The sequence below is a fragment of the Armatimonadota bacterium genome, from assembly GCA_016223145.1.
Taxonomy (GTDB): domain Bacteria; phylum Armatimonadota; class Fimbriimonadia; order Fimbriimonadales; family Fimbriimonadaceae; genus Nitrosymbiomonas.
On record JACRPN010000022.1, the window covers coordinates 86372 to 105111 of the forward strand.

The following is an 18740-nucleotide window of genomic DNA, read 5'->3' on the forward strand; positions in this document are numbered from 1 at the left end:
CGCCCCCATGGTCGCGCTCTACAACCTGCTGTTTTTCCTGGCGACGCCGATTTGGCTTCCCTGGATGCTGTGGCGGTCATCCCGTCGAAAGGAGAAGCCGAACTGGGCCGAGCGCTTTGGGCGGTACGCTCTCCGGCCTCATCCCGAGAAAAAGAGGATCTGGGTTCATGCTGTGAGCGTCGGCGAAGTGGTCGCCGCGATGCCGATTCTCGCCGAGTTCCGCAAGCTTAAGCCGGACCACGAAGTGGTCCTGAGCGTGACCACCAGCAGCGGACACCAGACTGCTCGAGAGCGGGCCTCCGAGCTCTACGACCATTTGGTGTATTTCCCCATCGACTTCCCCAAGTTCCAGCTCCGGGCGATGGCGAGCGTCCGGCCGAAGGTCGTCGCGGTGATGGAAACCGAGCTTTGGATGAATTTCCTTTGGGCGGCCAAAGCGCTGGGAGCGAAGACCCTGCTGCTCAACGGACGCATCAGCGACCGGAGCTTTCCACGAGCAAGAAAGGTGCGCCAACTTTACGCGGCCCTGCTGGGTTTCGTGGACCGTTGCCTGATGCAGACTCAAGGCGACGCGGAGCGCATCACGGCTCTGGGAGCGGGGAAGGCCGAAGTGTTTGGCAACTGCAAGTTCGATCAGGCGCCGGGAGGCTCGGGTGCGACCCCGGTCGATCCGGCGGTGTTGGGGGCCGAGCGCGCGGATCTGCCGGTGGTTGTGGTGGGTTCGACGCGCGGCGAAGACGAGGAGGCGTTCGTCATCGAGGCGCTGAGGACGTTTGCGGGGACACTGCCATCAGTCGACAGCCGGATCAGGATCGTGTGGGCGCCACGGCACTTGGAGCGTGCCGACGCCCTGGCCAGGGCGATGGAAGATGCTTTCGGGAGAGTTGCTCGGCGTTCTGCAGGTGCTTCTGGGAACCCGCTTCTCTTGGACACTTATGGGGAGTTGGCGGGCTTCTATGAAATCGCAGAGATCGCGATCGTGGGAGGCGGCTTCGGGGACTACGGCGGCCAGAACCTGATCCAGGCGCTGGCGCACGGGGTTCCCGTGCTGCATGGGCCGCACATGCAGAACTTCCGCGAGGCAGCAGAAGCCGCTCAGGAAGCTGGAGCCTCGATAGTCTGCGCCACTCCGGAATCGCTCAGCCTGATGCTGAAGGCGCTGCTGCACGATCCCGCCAAGCGCGAGGAGATGGGCCGGGCGGCGAGGGCGTTGGTGGAGTCCTCCTCCGGCGCAAGCAAGAGGTATGCCGAGGCCATCGCTGAGGCGTGCGAGCCCTAAGCGGCCAGCCCCCTCCCCTCATCCCTTCGCCGACTCGCCGGCTCGCCGACTCAGCGGCTCATCCCCTCCAACTCCCCGCTCACCCGCGGGGAGAAGTGGGTCCTTGGGCCTACCTCCTCGGTGTTCGTTGAGCCTGACGCGGCCAGGCGGCGGGCCTGTAGAAACTTCTAGGAACCCGGGGTGGGGCAAAGTCGTTTAACAATGTGACGCATATCCTCCTTCCCCAGCCGGCGCGCTCAGCCCACGAGGCGCCGGCGACCCAAGGACCCTCGCTCACCCACTCGGCGAGGGTTTCTTTTTTTGAGATGGTGGCCCATGAGCAGTGAGTTGTTGAAGGCGGAAGGTGCGAGCAAAGTCGCACTGTATGCCGAGACAGCCGGTCTCCACCTTCCACCCCCTCCTTCCCGACGAGCCGGGACCTGGAAGCATTTACGAACCAAAACGAGGAGGGGGCGAATTCGCCCTTCGCCTTTCGTCTTCAGGCGCTACGGCTAGAGCTTCCGGCAAGTGCGGCCGTCACCCGGTCCAGATCGATCGACTCTTCAAAGCACAGGCGCAATTCGCTGCGCGGCCTGCCCATGGGGTCGGGGTGGACGTCTAGGACCCATGCGGCAATCGGGTACTGAGGCCAAGGCATCTGAACCGCCACGCGCTCGCCTCGGGCGAATCGGTCGTCCGCAAGGGCCTTCGCGCCATGTTCCGAAAGGTCGACCAGGTCGGCCGCGCGCCCTTCGACTTCGATCTTGGCCCCCTCGAGAGCAGTCGATCTCCGCGCGTTCCTGCGCTCCACCCGCTGCCAACTCTCCGGCCGCTCGATCTCCAGGTAATGGGTCTCGATCTGTCGGGCGAGGATGATGCTCCGAAACCGGACGATCCCTCCGCCCTGGGGCGCCTGCACGAGCAGAGCCTCGTCGACGCGCAAGGGGATATAGGCGTCCCTTTGGAGCGGCGAGGCGATGAGCCAGCCCTTGGGTGTTTCGGCGATGATTCGCGAACGATAGGTGCTTTCGCCCGTGGTGATCCGGAGCAGGCTCTGATTGCCTAAGACCAGACGCCGCTTCTTCTGGCCGGTAAGTCGGTGAAAAGCGTAGGCGGCGAGGGCGGAGGCTGCAAAGAGCCCCGCAAGTTCCAAAACCGTGGTTGTTATGCCGCTCATCGAGTTCACCGTTTTCCGGCGAGTCCGATCGAGGCAGCTATGGGGCGGTCTGCTCGGCTTCGAGGGCCTTGCGCGCGTCCTTCAACTGCCGCAACGCTTCTCCCAGCGTGATCGAGGCTTGAGCCATGTCATCCTCGGACGCGGTTTGCAGAAGCGTTGTCAGCTCGCTTGTTGATTGACGCAGCAACTTCAGTGCCAATCCGAACCGATCGTGCGAACGCTGGTTAGCAGCCGGGGCCGTCAGGGCCTCCCAGACTCCGAGCGCTGCCACTGCCCGGCGCTCGATGTCGGCCACCGCGAGTTTGACGGCGGAATCTTTGGGATTGGACTTGGCGAGGGGAAGCTGAATCCGGATTTCAGATCCAAGGCCCTCGATGAAAATGGGGAAGATGCCGGAAGCCAGCCGATAACGGGCGAGCATCGCCGTCTCCGAGGGGGTGGGGTCGGCCTGGGCCGCGGCCTCCCAATCGGCCTTTCCCCCTGAGCCGTTGCCCTCGAACATCTTGGCCAGCCCGCGCTGCCAAAAGGCCTCCGAATTGGGGCTCTTGTCGAGCGCCTTGCTGAAGTGTTCGATCGCGAACGAGAAGCGGAGCTGCTTGAGCTGGAGTTCTCCCAGAAGAAGCCGCGTTTCAAAGGCGTCCGGGTCGTGGGCGACGGCCTCATTGAGTTCCGTTAGCGCTTCGTCCGGCTTTCCTGCACCCAGCCAGGCTCTGGCAGCAAGGACGTGGAGTTCGGGTCTTTCGGGAAAGAGCAGGGCCGCCCGCCGCGCTTCATGGGCGGCTTCGAGGTGGCGCCCAAGTTGCGCGCATACCTGGATCAGCGCCTGCCTGCGTTCGACGTTCAAAGGCTCCGCGTCGACCGCGTCGCGCAGCATGTCGATCGCTTGCGGCCCTTTGCCGCCGGCGAGCAGCTTCATGGCGTCCTGAATCACCTGGTTGTTGGGCGCCGGCTTGACGTTGGGTTTGTCTCCGTCTGGCGGCTTCACACCCGGCTCGGCATCGGGCTGGCGCACCGTCAGTTTGGGTGGGAGGTCTTTGAAGGCAGAGCCGTTCAGGAGCTGGCTCCAGGTCCGCGCGAGGGATTCCGCCACCATCTCCCCGTTGAACTGGCCACCCACCGCGCCGGTCATCTGCCGGTCGTCCCGCCAAATCTCCCGTCTCCCGTTCAGAAGCCTGGCGGACGCGAGGACCACTTCGCCTTCACGCCACGCCGTCACGAGCAATACGTAATCGCAGCGAAGCTTGTTGCGCGCGTCTTGGAGCAGATTCAAGGACGGATTTTGGGCAACCTCTTTGATCTTGCCCTCCTCGATCGCCGCGCGGATCATGGGGTCGCTGAGGGCCCAAACCACCGCAAAGACTCGCCCTTCCTGGTGGATCTCGTTCGCCAGCATATTCACGCTCGGCAGGTCGAGCAACCCGGGTTCCCAGTCTCGGCCGGGCGCGCGGTTGAAGACGCGCTTGAAGATGTCCGCCCGGGCCGCCTTCTCGATGGGAATCTGGGCGATGAGCACACCCGGAACGGCCTGGCAGAGTGCGCAAGCCAGGGCGAGAGCCAGGGCGACGCCTAACGGTTTCACGTTAGTCCGACCCCTTCAGTACTTGAAGCGCGGCTTTGCAGGCGTCGAGCGCCGACTGCGTTCCGGCGCTGCCCTTCCCAGATTTGATGGCGCCTTCAAGGGCCGAGATGGCGCGAGTGTAGGCGCTGATCGCATCGGCGGTCTGGCCGAGGTTTTGATAGCACTGAGCCAGCCGCTGGTTGGTACGTCCGGGGTCTGCGCCAGCTTTCAGGGCGCCTTGGAAATTGCGCGCCGCGCCCTGATAGTCCCCCAACTGAAACTGCCGAAGGCCCGTGCGGAACAGCGTGTCCGCCGTCATGGAGTCATTGCCGCCCGTCGATCCTCCCGAGTTGCCCTGTCCGCCTGAGCCGCTCACATTGATCTCATAGACGGCAGGCTTTCCGGTGCTGCTCGACCCTCCACGAGCGTTCCCTCCACCAACCACCGGATCGGGCCCGTCGGGCTGGCTATCGCCACCGCTGTTACCGCCGCCGGGGTTGGAATTCGCGCCTCCGCCCCCTCCTCCGCCTTGATTCGGCCGAGTCCCTTGATCGGTGCCCCTGCCAATGCCTGCGTCCGGCCGGATGCCGATGCCCAACGGGGGGACCGAGCTGTTGTCGCCGATTCCAGGGGGGGAGTCTCCAGGGTTGGTGAGGGGTCCCGGCGCAGCGCCTCCGCCGGTTCCGGGGGCGCCCGCCCCACCCGGTGCCTGAGCGCCGTCACTGGGGTTTGCGGTTCCTGGAGACGCGCCGGCCGCGTTCGGGTCGGCAGGGTTCTGGATAGGTGGCGAACTGTTTACGGGAGTTTGGGAGTCGGTGCCGCCTTTGCCGCTATTGGAGGCGACCTCTCCTCCTGGGTTGAGAAAGCCGGCGAGGGCAATGCCCACGGAAACGACCAAGACCGTCGCGGCGAGCGCCCCGATGATGGCGGTCCTGCGGTCCGGGGCGGGCGGCGCCGTCTGGAGTTTTGCCGCGATCAGACTGCGCAAGTGGGTGACCTTGATCTTGTCGAGCGCGGAGTCAGGCTTCAGGCTCACAACACGCTCAAAAAGCTCGAGCGCTTCGGCCAACTGGCCCTCGTGCTCCCGGCACATTGCCTTGAGCGAGAGAGCGGCGACCGAACCCGGGTCCTCCTCCAGCACCGCTTCGGCGATGAGGCAGGCCTCCATCACCTTTCCATCGTTGAACTTGCGGTATCCCTCCGCGACCAAACCGGCCTGATCGGTCTGCGCTTGGTCGATGGCCGCCTTTTCCAGCTCTTTGCCGCAACTCTTGCAAAAGTGGCTGTCGATGCTGTTTTTCGTGTTGCAGTGTGTGCAGGTCACCATGGGTGTTGGGCCCTCGTTCGCCTCCGAACTCCGACGGTAATGGCGCCGGGCCGTTTCTCAAGACGGGTCTATCTACCTAAGTACGTTCGAGGAAATTCTACCAGAGCAGGTTCGGGGGCACCCCCGATGGGTCTCGCGCCAATAGACTTCGCTCAGTCCTCTAAACGGATAGACGCGAAAAGACCGTGTCAACTTCTTGAGTGCTTGCACAAAAATGTGTTGAGCCCCCTGCTTGCTGTGCCCGCCAGACTGCCCGATCTCCTCGAACGTCCAGCCCTCCAGCCGCTTGTGAAGCACGTCCATTTGCCGGTCCGTGAGTCTGGCCTTGGCAAATACGGCTTCGCACTCTCGGCGAAGAAGCGGCTCGTCGCCCCGGGACAGAACGTGGTGGGCGTAAAGCGGCTCGCGAATGTCTGCTAGTTTTTGCTTGATTCGGATGCCCCTTTCGGAGTAGAAAGGGCGAGTGTCGTCGCGCTCGCAGAGGCTGAGAAGGGCGTCGGCCAGAAACGAAAGGTCCTCACAGGTCATAGCAATCACTCGTCTACTATATAGTAGATATTCGTCTACTATATTGTAGAAGAGGGGACCGGGTTTGTCAACCAACGCCCGCGAGGATTCGCGCTTTTTGCCGTTGCCTCGTCTTGGTTCGCAAACGAGGAAGAGTCTGGAATGCAAGGAGACGAGGGGATGAGGGGTGGGCTCCCGCCAAGTATCATTTCCCCATGGACTTCGGGATCTCCGGGCGCGTGGCGATGGTCGCGGCGGCAAGCAAGGGCATCGGGCTCGCCGTCGCCAAGGAACTGGCACAGGAAGGCTGTCGCGTCTCCATCTGCGCCCGGAATCAGGAAGCTCTCGGAGCGGCGTGCGAGGCGATTGGCGGCGCGCGGGGCTATCTGTGCGACGTCAGCCGAGCCGAGGACCTCGAGCGTTGGTATGAAGGCACCAAAGCTGAACTGGGCACTCCCGAAATCCTGGTGACCAACACCGGCGGCCCACCCGCGGGGGCGCCCTCCGAGACTTCGGACGACGAGTGGCAAGCGGGCTTCGACAGCACTCTGATGAACGTCGTGCGCCTGGTGCGGCTGGCTTCGCCCGGCATGATCGAGCGCGGCTGGGGGCGGTTCGTCCACCTCACGTCACTCTTTGCGAAGGAGCCTTCGTCGCTGCTGGCGATCTCGAGCACGCTCCGCTCGGGGCTGATGGCGCTCACCCGCCTGCAGGCCACCGAGCTCGCGCCGAAAGGCATCACGGTCAACGCCGTCCTGCCAGGGCACACGCTGACGGACCGGCAGGTTCATTTGGCGGAGATTAGGGCGGGGCTACTGGGTGTCACGGCCGAGGAGGCGCTGAAACTTCAGGCGGAGGCTGCCCCGGTCATGCGCCTTGGCAATCCCGACGAGATCGCCGCGGCAGTGGCGTTCCTGTGCTCCGATCGCGCCGGCTTCATCACCGGCGCCAACCTCCTTGTCGACGGCGGGATTGTCAAGGGGTTGGGGTAGGGAATGGAGCACCCAGACCCTGTAGGCAAAGCGTCTCGACTGGGTTGCTCAGCTTCAGAACCTCGGGTAGGGCTTTGGGAGTGCGCTGGCTTGCCAGCGCTTTGTCCCCGTAAACGCCGCGGCCAGTCCCTTTGGCACGGCAATTCACAATGGTTGCGCCCCGCAATCGCCCAGAACGTTCGGCAGACCCGCCGCCCTGTACGGGGGTGGCTCAATGCGCAAGTCCGTGAAACCTTTTGGCCGAGACACCTTGTGCTTTCAGCCGGTTCATGTCAAGGCTGCAAACAGGTCGCCCCAACAGGGCCTGTCTGGTGTGGTTGCCGCGGAACCAGTGCTTCGCCCTTCGCTTCAGCAGGTCAGCCTGTTGGCCCTCCAAGAGGGTTTGGTTCGCACTCCAGGCGAAGTCACAGGGTCTCCCACCCCAACCCCTCCCTCATTTTCGACTTCGGCAAAAACAAGGGAGGGGCTCGGAGCTTACGGGAAGATGCCGCGGGTGACCGTGGCGTCGGCAACGCGCTTGACGCCGATGATCAGCGCCGCCGTGCGCATGTCGGTCTTGTGCTGGCGCATCGTCGCCTCGACATGCTGGAACGAGTTCACCATCAGCTTGTCCAGCTTGACGTTGACTTCGGTTTCCTCCCAGAAGAAGTTCTGAAGGTCCTGGACCCACTCGAAGTAGCTCACGACCACACCGCCTGCGTTGGCCAGGATGTCCGGCACCACCATCACGCCCTTGTCGGCGAAAATGAGGTCGGCGTCGGGAGTGGTCGGGCCGTTCGCGCCCTCGACGATCAGCTTGGCCTTGATCTTGTCGGCGTTGTCCTTGGTGATCTGGGCGGCAATGGCGCATGGCATCAAGATGTCGCAGGGCAGTTCCAGCAGCTCCAGGTTCGAGACCGGCTCGGCGTCGGTGTAGTTCCTAAGTCCGCCGTCGCGGTTGGCGAAGCGGTCGTGTAGCTCGCGCGCCGGCAGGCCCTTGGGGTTGTAGATGCCGCCGGTCGCGTCGCTCAGTCCAACCACCGTCGCCCCGCGATCCTCGGCGATCATCGCAGCGATCGCGCCGACGTTGCCAAACCCTTGCACCACCACCTTCGCTCCGTCGAAGTTGAAGTTCATTTGCCTGGCAGCTTCGCACGCGGTGACGACGACCCCGCGGCCCGTGGCCTCATGCCGTCCCTCGGATCCGCCCAGTTCGACGGGCTTTCCGGTCACGATGCCCGGCATGGTGTGCCCGGCTGCCATGGAATAGGTGTCCATGAACCAGGCCATCACCTGGGCGTTGGTGCCGATGTCGGGCGCTGGGATATCTTGGCGCTCGCCGACGACGATGTTGATTTCGGTGGCAAAGCGGCGGGTCAGCTTCTCCAACTCGCGCTTGGAAAGCCTTCGCGTGTCCACCTTGACGGAGCCCTTTGCCCCGCCATAAGGAATATTGGCGACGGCGCACTTCCAGGTCATCCACATGGCCAGCGCGGTCGTTTCGTGCACGTCCACGTCCGGGTGAAAGCGGATGCCACCCTTGCTGGGGCCCCGGCTAACGTTGTGCTGCACTCGATAGCCCTCGAAGACCTGGACGCTGCCGTCGTCCATGACAACGGGGAAGTTGACGATAAGCTGCCTCTTTGGCCGGGAAAGAACTTCGTGAAGGCCTTCGTCGAGGTCGAGGTGCTTGGCGGCAATCTCTAGCTGCTTGCGCGCCATATCGAGAACGTGCTTGTGGCTCATAGCAGGGTCCTGAAGGGGCTAACGACGGAGTTCCGGCAGCCATCGCCCAAGCAGGAGCGATAGGGGAACCACGAGAACACCGTTGGTCACCGCAGACCCTATTGTAGCTCCCAGGAAGCCAAGGATATTGGCCGGCGGAGCAAGGAACATCAGCACGACCTGGGCAAAAAGCGTGGCGACAAAACCGGTCATGGCGGCGAGCGCCCATCCGGTCTCGAGTCGCAGTTCTCGCAGCGAGCCCACCAGGAACCCGGCGCTGGTCCTGCTGATGACGTAATGCGTCAGGTTGGCGCCCGCCACCGCGCCCTGGCAAAGCCCGGCGAAGAAACCGAACCAAGTCGCTCCGGGCCGGGTCAGATGGGGCCCGGCCGCGGCGATCGCAACCACCATGAAGTCGGGCTGAACGCCAAAGACGGAAAGACGATAGGCGAGCGCGAACTGCAGCCCCGTGGCCACCCAGAGCACGGCAACGAGCAAGAGTGTGGCGCCAGGTCTCATTTGAGCACGTAGACCGAACGCACCTCGCCAAGCACGACGTGCGGAAACACCTGGCACCGCCGGGAACCGGTCTCCGGGTCATCGTTGATTTGGGCGATTTTGCCGATCGGAATCCCAGGCGGCACGCGGTCCGAGTAGCCCGAGGTCACCACCTCGTCGCCCACCTGCACGGTGGCACGCATATCCAGGTAATCGAGCAAGACGGCTCGCGGAGACTCCCCGATGGCCAGCCCGACGGGCGGCGGGTCTCGCTGCACCATCGCGCCAATCCGAAGCCTTGGAGACGAGATCAGGAGCACTTGGCACTTTCCTCGCTCGACGGTTTGGACCCGCCCCACCAACCCCTCGGACGTCACCACGGGCTGTTCGGCCTTGACGCCTTGGTCTGAGCCCACGTTCAGGGTGATCCGGTTTTCCAACGGTGCGTAGCCGATGACGCCGGCTGCGACGCGCTCGCGGCCGGGGATTTTCGGAAGCGCTAGAAGTCGCCTGAGGCGGTCGTTTTCGTCCACCATCAGCTCGACCCTGGCGTTGTATTGGGCGGCGGCTTGCGCCAGGTCGTGCAGCCGTCGGTTCTCTCGGGTCAGTGCGCCGGCCCGGAACACGCCTGCCGTGAAATCCGAGGCCCCGTTCGCCATGGCCGTGAGTCCGTTGCTGAGCGGTGAAACCGCTGCGCGAACCATCCGGGAAGGGAAGTCCACCTCGCCTGCAGATCGAGCAGAAGTTTGAACTCGGCCCAGAACGGCCCCCGCCGCGCAGAGCAGCACCAACAAGATCCAGTCCTTTGCTTGATGCCTGCCTACCTTCTCGATGACTTCTCCAACATCCGTCGAATCTGGGGTTTCTCGTGCATGGCCTCCACGACCTTGCCCGTGCCCAGGGCGACGCAGCTAAGCGGGTCTTCGGCGATGTGGACGGGCATGCCCGTTTCCTGCGAGATGAGTCGGTCTATTCCTCGCAGGAGGGCGCCACCCCCCGCGACGACGATTCCGTTGTTCATGGCGTCGGCGGCGAGTTCGGGCGGGGTGGCTTCGAGGGTCAACTTGACGGCCTCGACGATGGCGGTCAGGGGCTCGGCGATGGCCACGCGCACCTCGTCGCTGGTGACGATGGCGCTCTTGGGCAGCCCGGTGACCAGATCGCGGCCTTTGATCGTCATTTGAAGCTCTTGGCCGAGCGGGAAGGCGCTTCCGATCTCCAGCTTGATCTGCTCGGCGGTGCGGTCTCCAATGAAGAGGTTGTAGGCGCGGCGCACATAGGCGGCGATGGCCTCGTCGATCTCGTCCCCAGCGATGCGGATCGACCGCGAATGGACGATGCCTGCCAGTGAGATCACGGCGACTTCGGTGGTTCCGCCTCCGATGTCCACGACCATCGACCCGATCGGCTCCTCGATGGGAAGGCCCGCGCCGATCGCCGCCGCCATCGGTTCCTCGATGACATAGGCCCTAGACGCGCCGGCGCGCTCGGCAGCCTGGATGACGGCGAGGCGCTCGACTTCGGTGACGCCGCTGGGAATGCCCACCACGACGGTCTGCCACACGAGTCCGCGACGCGAGACCTTGCTGATAAAGCGCCTGAGCATCATTTCAGTCTGGTCATAGTCGGCGATGACGCCGTCCTTGAGCGGGCGCACGGCCACGATGTTGGCCGGGGTCCGTCCCAGCATCCTCTTGGCCTCTTCGCCAACCTCCAGAACTTCGCCGGTGTCCTTGTTGATCGCGACCACGCTGGGCTCGCGTAGGACGACGCCTCGGCCGGCCACGTGCACAAGCGTGTTGGCGGTGCCGAGATCAATGCCTATATCTCGGGAAAACCGGCCCACGATCTGCTGCCAGATCGTCAGGTGTCCGTTGCTAATCTTCATCGCCGACCAACTCGCCGGTCATCAACCGCTTGGCGAGCGTTTCCTGGGAGATTGCGGAGAGAATGACGGCGGCTTCGGTGGTGAAGATAATGGACTTGGTCCGCCGGCCTTGGGTGGCGTCGATGAGATTGTTCGACTTTCGAAGCGTTTGCACCAGCCGGCGCATCGGGGCCGACTCGCTGGAAACGAGCGCGACGATCTTATCGGTCATCACGTAGTTGTAGAAGCCTACGTTGAGCACGGTGGGCTGAGGCATGGGCAGTTCTTGCGCGGGTCCCCGCGACTGACCCATGCATTATGGCTGATCCGGGTCCCGCTCCTGCCCCAATTGCCCCAATGCGAGGGGGCAACAGAAAAGGGGTGCAATCCAAGCGGATTGCACCCCTTTCGATTGGAGTCGAAGGACTATTCCTTGGGACCAGCTTTACCGCCACCGCCGCCACGAGCGCCACCGCCGCCTCCGCCGGGGCCGACCATCGCCGGGCCGCCGCTTGCAAAGGCTCGGCCCTTGGCGCCTTGGAGCGCTTGAGGCGGAGGACCGAACGAGCCGGCGCCTGGGCCAAATCCGCCGCGCGGGCCACCGGGACCACCGGCGCCGCCCGGAACGCTGGGAGCACCGCTGCCCAATCCACGCTGGGCGCCGCCCGCCACGGCTCCGCCGCCACCGCTCAAGGCGTTTGCGAAGGTGACCGACCCAGCGGGAAATTCAGGGGCCTTTGTCTCGACCGCTTCGGGTTCTGCCGGGGTAAGGGGCGTGGGCTTCATAGCGAAGCAGACTCCGGCGGCGATTAGGGCCAAAACCAGCGATACGATCGTGACGATCCAGTCCATTTGACTCTTCATATCAAGAATCCTCGTTTGCGTAGCTTTTGACGATACCCGACGTGGGGAGGTTACACGGGTTGCCCGGCAAGGAATTGACCCGCCCCCTTCTCTTCATCCCCTCATCCCTTCATCCCATCACCTCCCCCTCCACCTCGGCCGCGCCAAGAACAAGGAGGGGGCCGCAGACGCCAATTTGCTGCTATTGACCGTACAAGGCAGGGGGCCGAATGCCGTATAATCCCTAAAACCCCCTGGTTGAGAAAGACTGGGCGTCGTTGTGCCTGATGGTGGCGTCTGTATCGGCGGGGAGTTTCCAGAGGTTATCGTGGGCCAGACCAAGTACGTATTCGTCACCGGGGGAGTCGTCAGTTCGATCGGCAAGGGCATCACATCCGCCAGCCTGGGAAGGCTGCTGCGGAACCGTGGGTTCACCATCGCCCCGATGAAGCTCGACCCCTATATCAACGTCGACGCCGGCACAATGAACCCGTTCCAGCACGGAGAGGTTTTCGTGACCGAAGACGGCGCTGAGACCGACCTCGACCTTGGCCACTACGAGCGCTTCATCGACGTGGCCTGCACCGCAGGGTCCTCGGTGACTACAGGCAAAATCTACTCCAAGGTCATCGAGGCCGAACGGCGCGGCGACTATCTCGGCGCGACCGTCCAGGTGATCCCCCACGTCACCAACGCCATCAAGCAGAGCATTGTCCGAGTTGGCAAAGAGATGGAGGCGGACCTGGTGCTCGCCGAAATCGCCGGCACGGTCGGCGACATCGAGAGCTTGCCTTTCCTCGAGGCAATCCGGCAAATGCGCAAGGACGTGGGCCACGAGAACACCCTTTTTGTCCACGTGACCTTGGTGCCCCAAGTGGGGCCCTGGCACGAAATCAAGACCAAGCCCACGCAGCACAGCGTCATCAAGCTTCGCGAAATCGGCATCACGCCCGACCTCCTCGTTTGCCGAACCGAAGAGCCGCTTTCCAAGGACGTCAAAGAGAAGATCAGCCTGTTCTGCGACGTGCCCGAGCGGGCGGTGATCGAATCGCTCGATGCGCAGACGATCTACGAAGTGCCGCTGAACTACGAAGCTGCCGGCATGGGCGAGTACGTGGTGGAGAGGCTGGGCCTGGAGAAGCGGGATTGCGCCCTCGGCGAATGGGAGCGCCTGGTTCACACAATCAAGGAACCCGTGGGAGCGTGCCGAATTGTGGCGGTCGGGAAATACACGAGCAACGGGGATGCCTACAAGTCCATCAGCGAGTCGCTGGTTCACGCCGGGATCTCCAACAACTGCAAGGTGACCGTCGATTGGGTCGAAAGCGATTCACTTGAGAACGGGACAAACCCTTCCAATATCCTCGAGGGCGCCGATGGCCTGATCGTCGCGCCGGGATTCGGCAAGCGCGGCATCGAGGGCAAGATCGAGGCGCTCCGTTACGCTCGTGAGAACGGCATCCCGTTCCTCGGCATTTGCTTGGGCCTTCAAATGGCGGTCATCGAATTCGCCAGGAACGTCTGCGGCCTCGAGGGCGCGAATTCCGAAGAGATGGACGACAACCCGCCCTATCCCGTCATCCACCTGCTGCCCGAGCAGAAGGGCGTCACCGACAAGGGCGCGACCATGCGCCTTGGGTCTTGGCCCTGCAACGTGGTCGCCGGCACTTTGGCGCACCGCCTCTACGGCAATAGCCGCATTACCGAGCGCCACCGCCACCGTTATGAGGTCAACAACGACTTCCGAGAGCTGCTGGTCGAGAAGGGAATGGTCATTTCAGGCGTTTCGCCGGATTACCGGCTGGTCGAAATGATCGAGCTGCCGGACCACCCGTTCTTCATCGGCACGCAGGCGCACCCCGAGTTCAAGTCCCGCCCGAACCGTCCGCACCCGCTCTTCACCGGCCTGGTGGAAGCCGCCCTCAAAAAAAAGGCGAAGGTTAGCGTCGCGTAGGGGAAAGGCATTAGGCGTTAGGCATTAGGGGACGGTCTGACCAGTCCAACATGTGGACAAGTCAGACAAGTCGGACAGGTCAGACTGGACAGTTCACACCCCGCACCCCACGCCCCGCATCCCAAACTCCAACCCCCCCACGCCCTGCACCCTTCGCCCTCCCTTGGGCATAATGACTGCCGTATGGGCGCCGTCATCCTGGATGCAGCCGACATGCGGAGAACCCTGGGCCGCATGGCTCACGAGATTCTCGAAGCCAACCAGGGGGCCGAAAGCCTGGCGGTTATCGGGATCCTTCGCAGGGGTTGGCCCCTTGCCAAACGCCTTGCTTTCGCCATGGGCCAGATTGAGGGTGTGGCGATCCCCAGCGGCAAACTCAGCGTCGCCAGCCACCGCGACGACAGGCCCAAGAGCGAGGAGGACGACACCGAAATTCCGTTCGAGGTCACCGGCAAAAACGTTATCCTCGTCGACGAGGTGATGTTCACGGGGCGTACGGCCCGCGCGGCTCTCGAGGCGCTGTTTGCCTTCGGGCGGCCCGCGACTGTCCGACTTGCAGTCCTCGTGGATCGTGGGCACCGCCAACTGCCGATCCAGCCCGATTTCTGTGGCAAAGAGGTGGCGACCTCGCCCGGCGACCACATCCGCGTCCACTTTGCCGAATACGATGGCGAGGACGCCGTCATCCTTGAAGAGTCCGTAGGGAGCCCCGCATGACCCAGACACGAAACCTCCTCGGCATCCGGCATCTTGAGCCGTGCGACATCGAAACGTTGGTCGACCTCGGGCGCGAGATGAAGACCCGCGTGCTGGCGGGGTCGAATACCCTGCCCGATCTCAGCGGCAACGTCGTGGGGATGCTCTTCTTCGAGAACTCCACGCGCACCCGGGTGAGCTTTGAGCAGGCCGCGCACTACCTGAAGATGAAGACCGCCAGCTTTGCTGCCACCGGCAGCTCCATGAGCAAGGGCGAAACACTGAAGGACACCATCCTTACCCTTCGCTATGAACGGCTCAACGGCCTCGTCATGCGACACAAAATGAGTGGTACGCCTGTGCTTGCGGCCAAGTACTTCGGCGGACCGGTCCTGAACGCCGGCGACGGCGAGCACGAGCACCCCACCCAGGCCCTCGCCGACGCGCTCACGGTCATGGAGCGCCTTGGCACATTGAGCGGGCTCCGCGTAGCGATCGTCGGCGATGTTCTGCACTCTAGAGTCGCCCGGTCCAACGCCTGGCTTTTTTCGAAAATGGGCAGCGAGGTTCGATTTGTGGGACCCAGAACCCTGCTGCCCAACCACACCGCCAAGCTCCCGGGCGCGATCTACTACGACCTTGCGGCGGGCATCGAAGAGGCCGACGTGGTGATTTGCCTCCGGCTTCAGAAAGAGCGCATGGAGGGCGCGTTCATTAGCTCGGTCGGCGAGTACGCCAAGCTCTATCAGATCAACCGCGCGACCCTGGCCTATGCCTCAAAGGACTGCATGGTCATGCACCCCGGGCCCATCAACCGAGGGATCGAGCTCGACGACATGGCGGCCGATGGTGAGCGCTCGGTGATCACCTCTCAGGTTGAAAACGGCGTCTTTGTGAGGATGGCGGGCCTCTACTGGGCGTTTGGGGGCGAGCCGTTCTCCAAGCGGTCCAAAGCCCCGAAAAAGGCAGAAGTCAAGTCGAAAGGAAAGGTGAAGGAGTGAAGGCGCTTCTCAAGAACGGACGGATTCTCGACCCATCACAGGACCTGGACATGGTCGGCAACCTGGTGATCGAGGATGACCAGGTGGTGGCCTATGGCCCCGACCTCAAGGTCAAGGACGTGGACGAGGTCTACGACTGCACCGGGCTTTGGATTGCCCCTGGGCTCGTCGATCCGCATGTTCATTTCTGCGAGCCGGGCAAAGAGCACAAGGAGACTATCTCCACGGGCACCCAAGCCGCCGCGGCGGGTGGCTTTACCACGGTCTGCATGATGCCGAACACCGAGCCGCCGCTCGACAATCCGGCGCTGGTGGACTTCATCCTGGACCGCGCGGCCTCGCCCGAGGCGGGCGGCGTGTTCGTCGCGCCCGTGGGCGCCTTGACGCGCGGGCTTCTGGGGCGCGAGATCGCTGACTATGCTGCTCTCAAACGGGCGGGCATCGTCGCAGCCAGCGACGAGGGCTTCCCGACCCAGGACTCCAATGTGATGCTCAAAGCAATGGAGTTCTGCGTTCAGCTCGATCTTCCCGTGCTGGCCCACTGTGAGGACACATCGCTCTCCGTTGGGGGCTCGATCAACGACGGCGCGATCAGCGCCATGCTGGGCCTCAAGGGCATCCCCCGCAGCGCGGAGGAGATTTCGGTGGCGCGGAACTGCATCTTGGCCGCCGAGACGGGCTGCCGTCTCCACATTATGCGGGTCAGCACGTGGGGCGCGGTCGAGCTCGTCCGCCAGTTCAAATCGCTCGGCGCGCCGATCACCTGCGAGGTCACGCCGCAGCACTTTATCCTCACGGATGAAGCTGTGGGCGAGTTCGATGCGACCTGCAAAATGCTGCCGCCGCTGCGCACCCAAGTGGACATCGACATCGTGGTCCAGGCCCTGCAAGACGGCACGATCGACTGCATTGCGAGCGACCACTCGCCGCACGCTAGCCACGAGGTGCAAGCGCCGTTCGAGGAGGCCCCGTTCGGGATGGTGGGCCTGGAATCGGTGGTCGGCCTCACGTTGACCCATCTCACCAACCAAGGCCTTCTGACGCCGCTCCAGACGATCGACAAGCTCAGCACGGCCCCGGCGACCATTTTGAGGCTCGATGCGGGAACCCTGAGGCTCGGCGAGACCCCGGTGGCCCAGGTTACGGTCATCGACCCGAGTCTGGAATGGACCTTCGACGTCAACAAGACCTTCAGCAAGAGCAAAAATACGCCGTTCCACGGAGCAAAACTGCGTGGGAAATCGGTTCTAACGTTCTGTGGCAGCGAAATCTATCGGGACGCGATGTTCGACAACAAGCGCTACAGGACGGTGCTTTGAGGGGTAGGGGCGCTAAAGTGAGGTGGATTTGGGCGGTGTTCGGGATTGCGGGCACCTCGGAAGTCCGTCGCCAAGGCCCAAAGGACCGCCGAGTGAAAGCGAAGGGCGAAGCCCTGGCGCTAGTCGCAACTCGTGGAACGAGTCCTGTAGTGGCGACACTCCGACGCGGGATCACGCTCTTCTCTGCGATGTGCATGCTCCTGCTCGCAGGCTGCGGCTTCACCGCTCCCCCGGATCCTAACGACCCCTCCGACGTCGACGTGATCCAGATCGAGGTGCTCCGCCGCAACCTGAACTGGGCCTCCCAAGCCGTGAACGAGAGGGTTCTGCAGGGGGAGATCTCTGACGAAGAAGGAAAGAAGCTGCTCGCCGACTCGGCCAGACGCCTCCTCGCCAAGGTCAAGATCGACAAGATCAACCCCGCCGAGGCCTGGGAATACGGAGATGTCTTTCGCACGGCCAAGGAATGGGAACTCGCGATGCGCGCGTTCAACATCGCCGTCGACTTCGCGCGCAAAACAAAGGACGAGGACCGACGGGTCAACGACACCCTGCGCCTTGCCGAGGCCATGGGGCGGCTCGACAAGGTGGACGAGGCCATCAAGACGGTCCGACTGACCTTTGACACGATCCCAACCTGCAAGGCCCCAATCCTCCTGGCGGTGCTCTATGAGGTCGTGCCGGCCTGCGAGGACAAGAAGAAGGACCCCGAGCTGGCAAAGCTCCTCGAAGAGGCGATCCTGCAGCACGAGCAGGTGGTGGTGGACCCCAATTCCGAGCCAGGCAAGGCGTTCATGATGGCCAAAATGCACCACCTCAGGAACGCCTGGGACAAGGTAGTCAAGCTCCTTAGGGATGCCGGTGAGGAGGACAAGGCGCGCCAGGCGTTCGAGAGGGGCATTCAGAATCTGGCCTCGCACCCAAGGGTTTAGCGATGATCAGGATCCTGTTTGAAATCGGCCCCGTCAAGGTCTACAGCTATGGCCTGATGATCCTCGTCGCCTTCGGCGCGGGCCTGCTTTGGGCGCGCAAACGCGCGCCGAGGTTCGACGTCGAGCCGGGCCAAATTGGCGACGTGGCGTTCTTTGCACTGCTCTTTGGAGTGCTGGGAGCGCGGATCGGGTTCATCCTGCAGGAGCTTCCATACTTCCTCAAGAACCGGGACCAGCTCTTCACACTCCAGTTCCAGGGCCTGACCAGCTATGGGGCGTTCATCGCCGGAGCGCTTGTTTTCGTCTTCTATGCCAGGCGGCATCGTCTTTCGGCTTGGCGGCTTCTCGACGTCATTGCCGGCCCCTTCCTTTTGGGGAACGCGATTGGGCGAGTGGGGTGTCTGCTGAACGGCTGCTGCTACGGGGGCGTGTGCACGCTCCCTTGGGGCGTGCCTATCGAGTCCCCCTTTTCGCCGGGTAGGTTTCTCCCAGAGCTTCACCACCCGGCTCAAATCTACGAGTCGCTGATGAACCTGGCGGGGATATTCATCCTGCTTCGCTTGGAGCGCAAGGGGCTGAAATCGGGCCAGAGCTTTGCGGCCGCGATGGTGCTCTTTGGAGTGGGGCGGTTCATCTACGAGTTCTGGCGGATCGGGTCCACGTCTTCGACCCTCGGACCGCTACCGGTCACCGATGCCCAGCTGATCGCCCTCGCGGCCGCCGTTCTCGGAGCGATCTTCTATCGGCGGTTTGGGTATTCTTCCGGTTCGCCGGATTCGGACCCGCCCGCCGCACCCGCCTCAAGCGACACTTAACGCGCGGCGACACGAGGACGATTCGGTTCCCACAGGAGTTTTATGCGAGTCAAGAACAAAGAGCTGCGCCAGCGCAGGCATCGAAAAGCCAAGAAGATCAAAGAGACCATCAAGGAACTGAAGGCCGCCAAGGGCGCGGCTCCCAAGGCCGTGGTCGAGAAGCCGGCGCCCAAGCCCAAGGCCGCGCCGAAACCCAAGGCTCCAGCCGCTGAAGGCGCCGAAGGCGAAGCCAAGCCCAAAGCCGCCAAGAAACCCGCCACCCCAAAAGCCAAGAAGGCAGACGCGTGAGCTC

Annotated in this window: 19 protein-coding genes; 9 read left to right on the forward strand and 10 right to left on the reverse strand. The window is 63.3% G+C overall.

Features of this window, described 5'->3' with window-relative positions:
- Positions 1-7: 7 nt before the first annotated feature.
- Entirely contained in the window at positions 8-1279 is a 1272-nt protein-coding gene (locus HZC36_16440; protein ID MBI5708575.1) for a hypothetical protein, read from the forward strand.
- 478 nt (positions 1280-1757) lie between these two features.
- Here HZC36_16440 and HZC36_16445 read toward each other — a convergent pair whose 3' ends face one another.
- From HZC36_16445 to HZC36_16460, 4 genes are all read right to left on the reverse strand, one after another.
- The gene (locus tag HZC36_16445; GenBank protein ID MBI5708576.1) at positions 1758-2435 is read right to left on the reverse strand and encodes a flagellar brake domain-containing protein; all 678 of its coding nucleotides are present in this window, start codon (positions 2433-2435) and stop codon (positions 1758-1760) included.
- A gap of 37 nt (positions 2436-2472) precedes the next feature.
- Entirely contained in the window at positions 2473-4014 is a 1542-nt protein-coding gene (locus tag HZC36_16450; GenBank protein MBI5708577.1) for a tetratricopeptide repeat protein, read from the reverse strand.
- A 1-nt stretch (position 4015) separates the two neighbouring features.
- Complete coding sequence (locus HZC36_16455; GenBank protein ID MBI5708578.1) at positions 4016-5320, reverse strand: tetratricopeptide repeat protein; 1305 nt, start codon at positions 5318-5320, stop codon at positions 4016-4018.
- Positions 5321-5392: 72 nt separating this feature from the next.
- Positions 5393-5857, reverse strand: coding sequence for a hypothetical protein (locus HZC36_16460; protein MBI5708579.1), 465 nt, complete (start codon positions 5855-5857; stop codon positions 5393-5395).
- A gap of 185 nt (positions 5858-6042) precedes the next feature.
- Here HZC36_16460 and HZC36_16465 point away from each other — a divergent pair, with 185 nt between their 5' ends.
- Positions 6043-6819, forward strand: coding sequence for an SDR family oxidoreductase (locus HZC36_16465; GenBank protein MBI5708580.1), 777 nt, complete (start codon positions 6043-6045; stop codon positions 6817-6819).
- A 474-nt stretch (positions 6820-7293) separates the two neighbouring features.
- Here HZC36_16465 and HZC36_16470 read toward each other — a convergent pair whose 3' ends face one another.
- From HZC36_16470 to HZC36_16495, 6 genes are all read right to left on the reverse strand, one after another.
- On the reverse strand, positions 7294-8544 hold the full coding sequence (locus tag HZC36_16470) for a Glu/Leu/Phe/Val dehydrogenase (protein MBI5708581.1): 1251 nt from the start codon (positions 8542-8544) through the stop codon (positions 7294-7296).
- 18 nt (positions 8545-8562) lie between these two features.
- Positions 8563-9042: a hypothetical protein gene (locus HZC36_16475; protein ID MBI5708582.1), complete on the reverse strand. Its 480-nt coding sequence runs from the start codon at positions 9040-9042 to the stop codon at positions 8563-8565.
- Positions 9039-9725, reverse strand: a complete 687-nt coding sequence (locus tag HZC36_16480) for a rod shape-determining protein MreC (protein MBI5708583.1) — start codon at positions 9723-9725, stop codon at positions 9039-9041. The genes HZC36_16475 and HZC36_16480 overlap by 4 nt, the downstream gene beginning before the upstream one ends.
- Before the next feature lie 116 nt (positions 9726-9841).
- Positions 9842-10882 (reverse strand): rod shape-determining protein, encoded by a 1041-nt coding sequence (locus tag HZC36_16485; GenBank protein MBI5708584.1) that lies wholly within the window; start codon positions 10880-10882, stop codon positions 9842-9844.
- Between the two features lie 16 nt (positions 10883-10898).
- Complete coding sequence (locus HZC36_16490) at positions 10899-11165, reverse strand: DUF370 domain-containing protein (protein ID MBI5708585.1); 267 nt, start codon at positions 11163-11165, stop codon at positions 10899-10901.
- Positions 11166-11314: 149 nt separating this feature from the next.
- On the reverse strand, positions 11315-11752 hold the full coding sequence (locus HZC36_16495; GenBank protein MBI5708586.1) for a hypothetical protein: 438 nt from the start codon (positions 11750-11752) through the stop codon (positions 11315-11317).
- Positions 11753-12056: 304 nt separating this feature from the next.
- Here HZC36_16495 and HZC36_16500 point away from each other — a divergent pair, with 304 nt between their 5' ends.
- From HZC36_16500 to HZC36_16530, 7 genes are all read left to right on the forward strand, one after another.
- A complete protein-coding gene (locus HZC36_16500) occupies positions 12057-13685 on the forward strand; it encodes a CTP synthase (GenBank protein ID MBI5708587.1) in 1629 nt (542 codons plus the stop codon).
- 183 nt (positions 13686-13868) lie between these two features.
- Positions 13869-14402 (forward strand): bifunctional pyr operon transcriptional regulator/uracil phosphoribosyltransferase PyrR, encoded by a 534-nt coding sequence (gene pyrR / locus HZC36_16505; GenBank protein ID MBI5708588.1) that lies wholly within the window; start codon positions 13869-13871, stop codon positions 14400-14402.
- Positions 14399-15382, forward strand: a complete 984-nt coding sequence (locus HZC36_16510; GenBank protein MBI5708589.1) for an aspartate carbamoyltransferase catalytic subunit — start codon at positions 14399-14401, stop codon at positions 15380-15382. Before pyrR ends, HZC36_16510 begins: the two co-directional genes overlap by 4 nt.
- Positions 15379-16701: a dihydroorotase gene (locus tag HZC36_16515; GenBank protein MBI5708590.1), complete on the forward strand. Its 1323-nt coding sequence runs from the start codon at positions 15379-15381 to the stop codon at positions 16699-16701. Before HZC36_16510 ends, HZC36_16515 begins: the two co-directional genes overlap by 4 nt.
- A 149-nt stretch (positions 16702-16850) precedes the next feature.
- Positions 16851-17633 carry a hypothetical protein gene (locus tag HZC36_16520; protein MBI5708591.1) on the forward strand — a complete coding sequence of 261 codons (783 nt, stop codon included), beginning with the start codon at positions 16851-16853 and terminating at the stop codon, positions 17631-17633.
- A 2-nt stretch (positions 17634-17635) separates the two neighbouring features.
- Entirely contained in the window at positions 17636-18448 is an 813-nt protein-coding gene (gene lgt, locus HZC36_16525; protein MBI5708592.1) for a prolipoprotein diacylglyceryl transferase, read from the forward strand.
- A 42-nt stretch (positions 18449-18490) separates the two neighbouring features.
- Complete coding sequence (locus HZC36_16530; GenBank protein ID MBI5708593.1) at positions 18491-18736, forward strand: hypothetical protein; 246 nt, start codon at positions 18491-18493, stop codon at positions 18734-18736.
- The last annotated feature ends 4 nt before the right edge of the window (positions 18737-18740 follow it).

Bases quoted from the DNA above. Each gene is read 5' to 3' on its own strand.
- HZC36_16465 (MBI5708580.1), top strand. From the start codon at position 6,043: ATGGACTTCGGGATCTCCGGGCGCGTGGCGATGGTCGCGGCGGCAAGC.
- HZC36_16455 (MBI5708578.1), bottom strand. From the start codon at position 5,320: ATGGTGACCTGCACACACTGCAACACGAAAAACAGCATCGACAGCCAC.
- HZC36_16530 (MBI5708593.1), top strand. From the start codon at position 18,491: ATGCGAGTCAAGAACAAAGAGCTGCGCCAGCGCAGGCATCGAAAAGCC.
- HZC36_16475 (MBI5708582.1), bottom strand. From the start codon at position 9,042: ATGAGACCTGGCGCCACACTCTTGCTCGTTGCCGTGCTCTGGGTGGCC.
- pyrR (MBI5708588.1), top strand. From the start codon at position 13,869: ATGGGCGCCGTCATCCTGGATGCAGCCGACATGCGGAGAACCCTGGGC.
- lgt (MBI5708592.1), top strand. From the start codon at position 17,636: ATGATCAGGATCCTGTTTGAAATCGGCCCCGTCAAGGTCTACAGCTAT.
- HZC36_16440 (MBI5708575.1), top strand. From the start codon at position 8: ATGGTCGCGCTCTACAACCTGCTGTTTTTCCTGGCGACGCCGATTTGG.
- HZC36_16495 (MBI5708586.1), bottom strand. From the start codon at position 11,752: ATGAAGAGTCAAATGGACTGGATCGTCACGATCGTATCGCTGGTTTTG.
- HZC36_16490 (MBI5708585.1), bottom strand. From the start codon at position 11,165: ATGCCTCAGCCCACCGTGCTCAACGTAGGCTTCTACAACTACGTGATG.
- HZC36_16510 (MBI5708589.1), top strand. From the start codon at position 14,399: ATGACCCAGACACGAAACCTCCTCGGCATCCGGCATCTTGAGCCGTGC.
- HZC36_16470 (MBI5708581.1), bottom strand. From the start codon at position 8,544: ATGAGCCACAAGCACGTTCTCGATATGGCGCGCAAGCAGCTAGAGATT.
- HZC36_16480 (MBI5708583.1), bottom strand. From the start codon at position 9,725: ATGGTTCGCGCAGCGGTTTCACCGCTCAGCAACGGACTCACGGCCATG.
- HZC36_16445 (MBI5708576.1), bottom strand. From the start codon at position 2,435: ATGAGCGGCATAACAACCACGGTTTTGGAACTTGCGGGGCTCTTTGCA.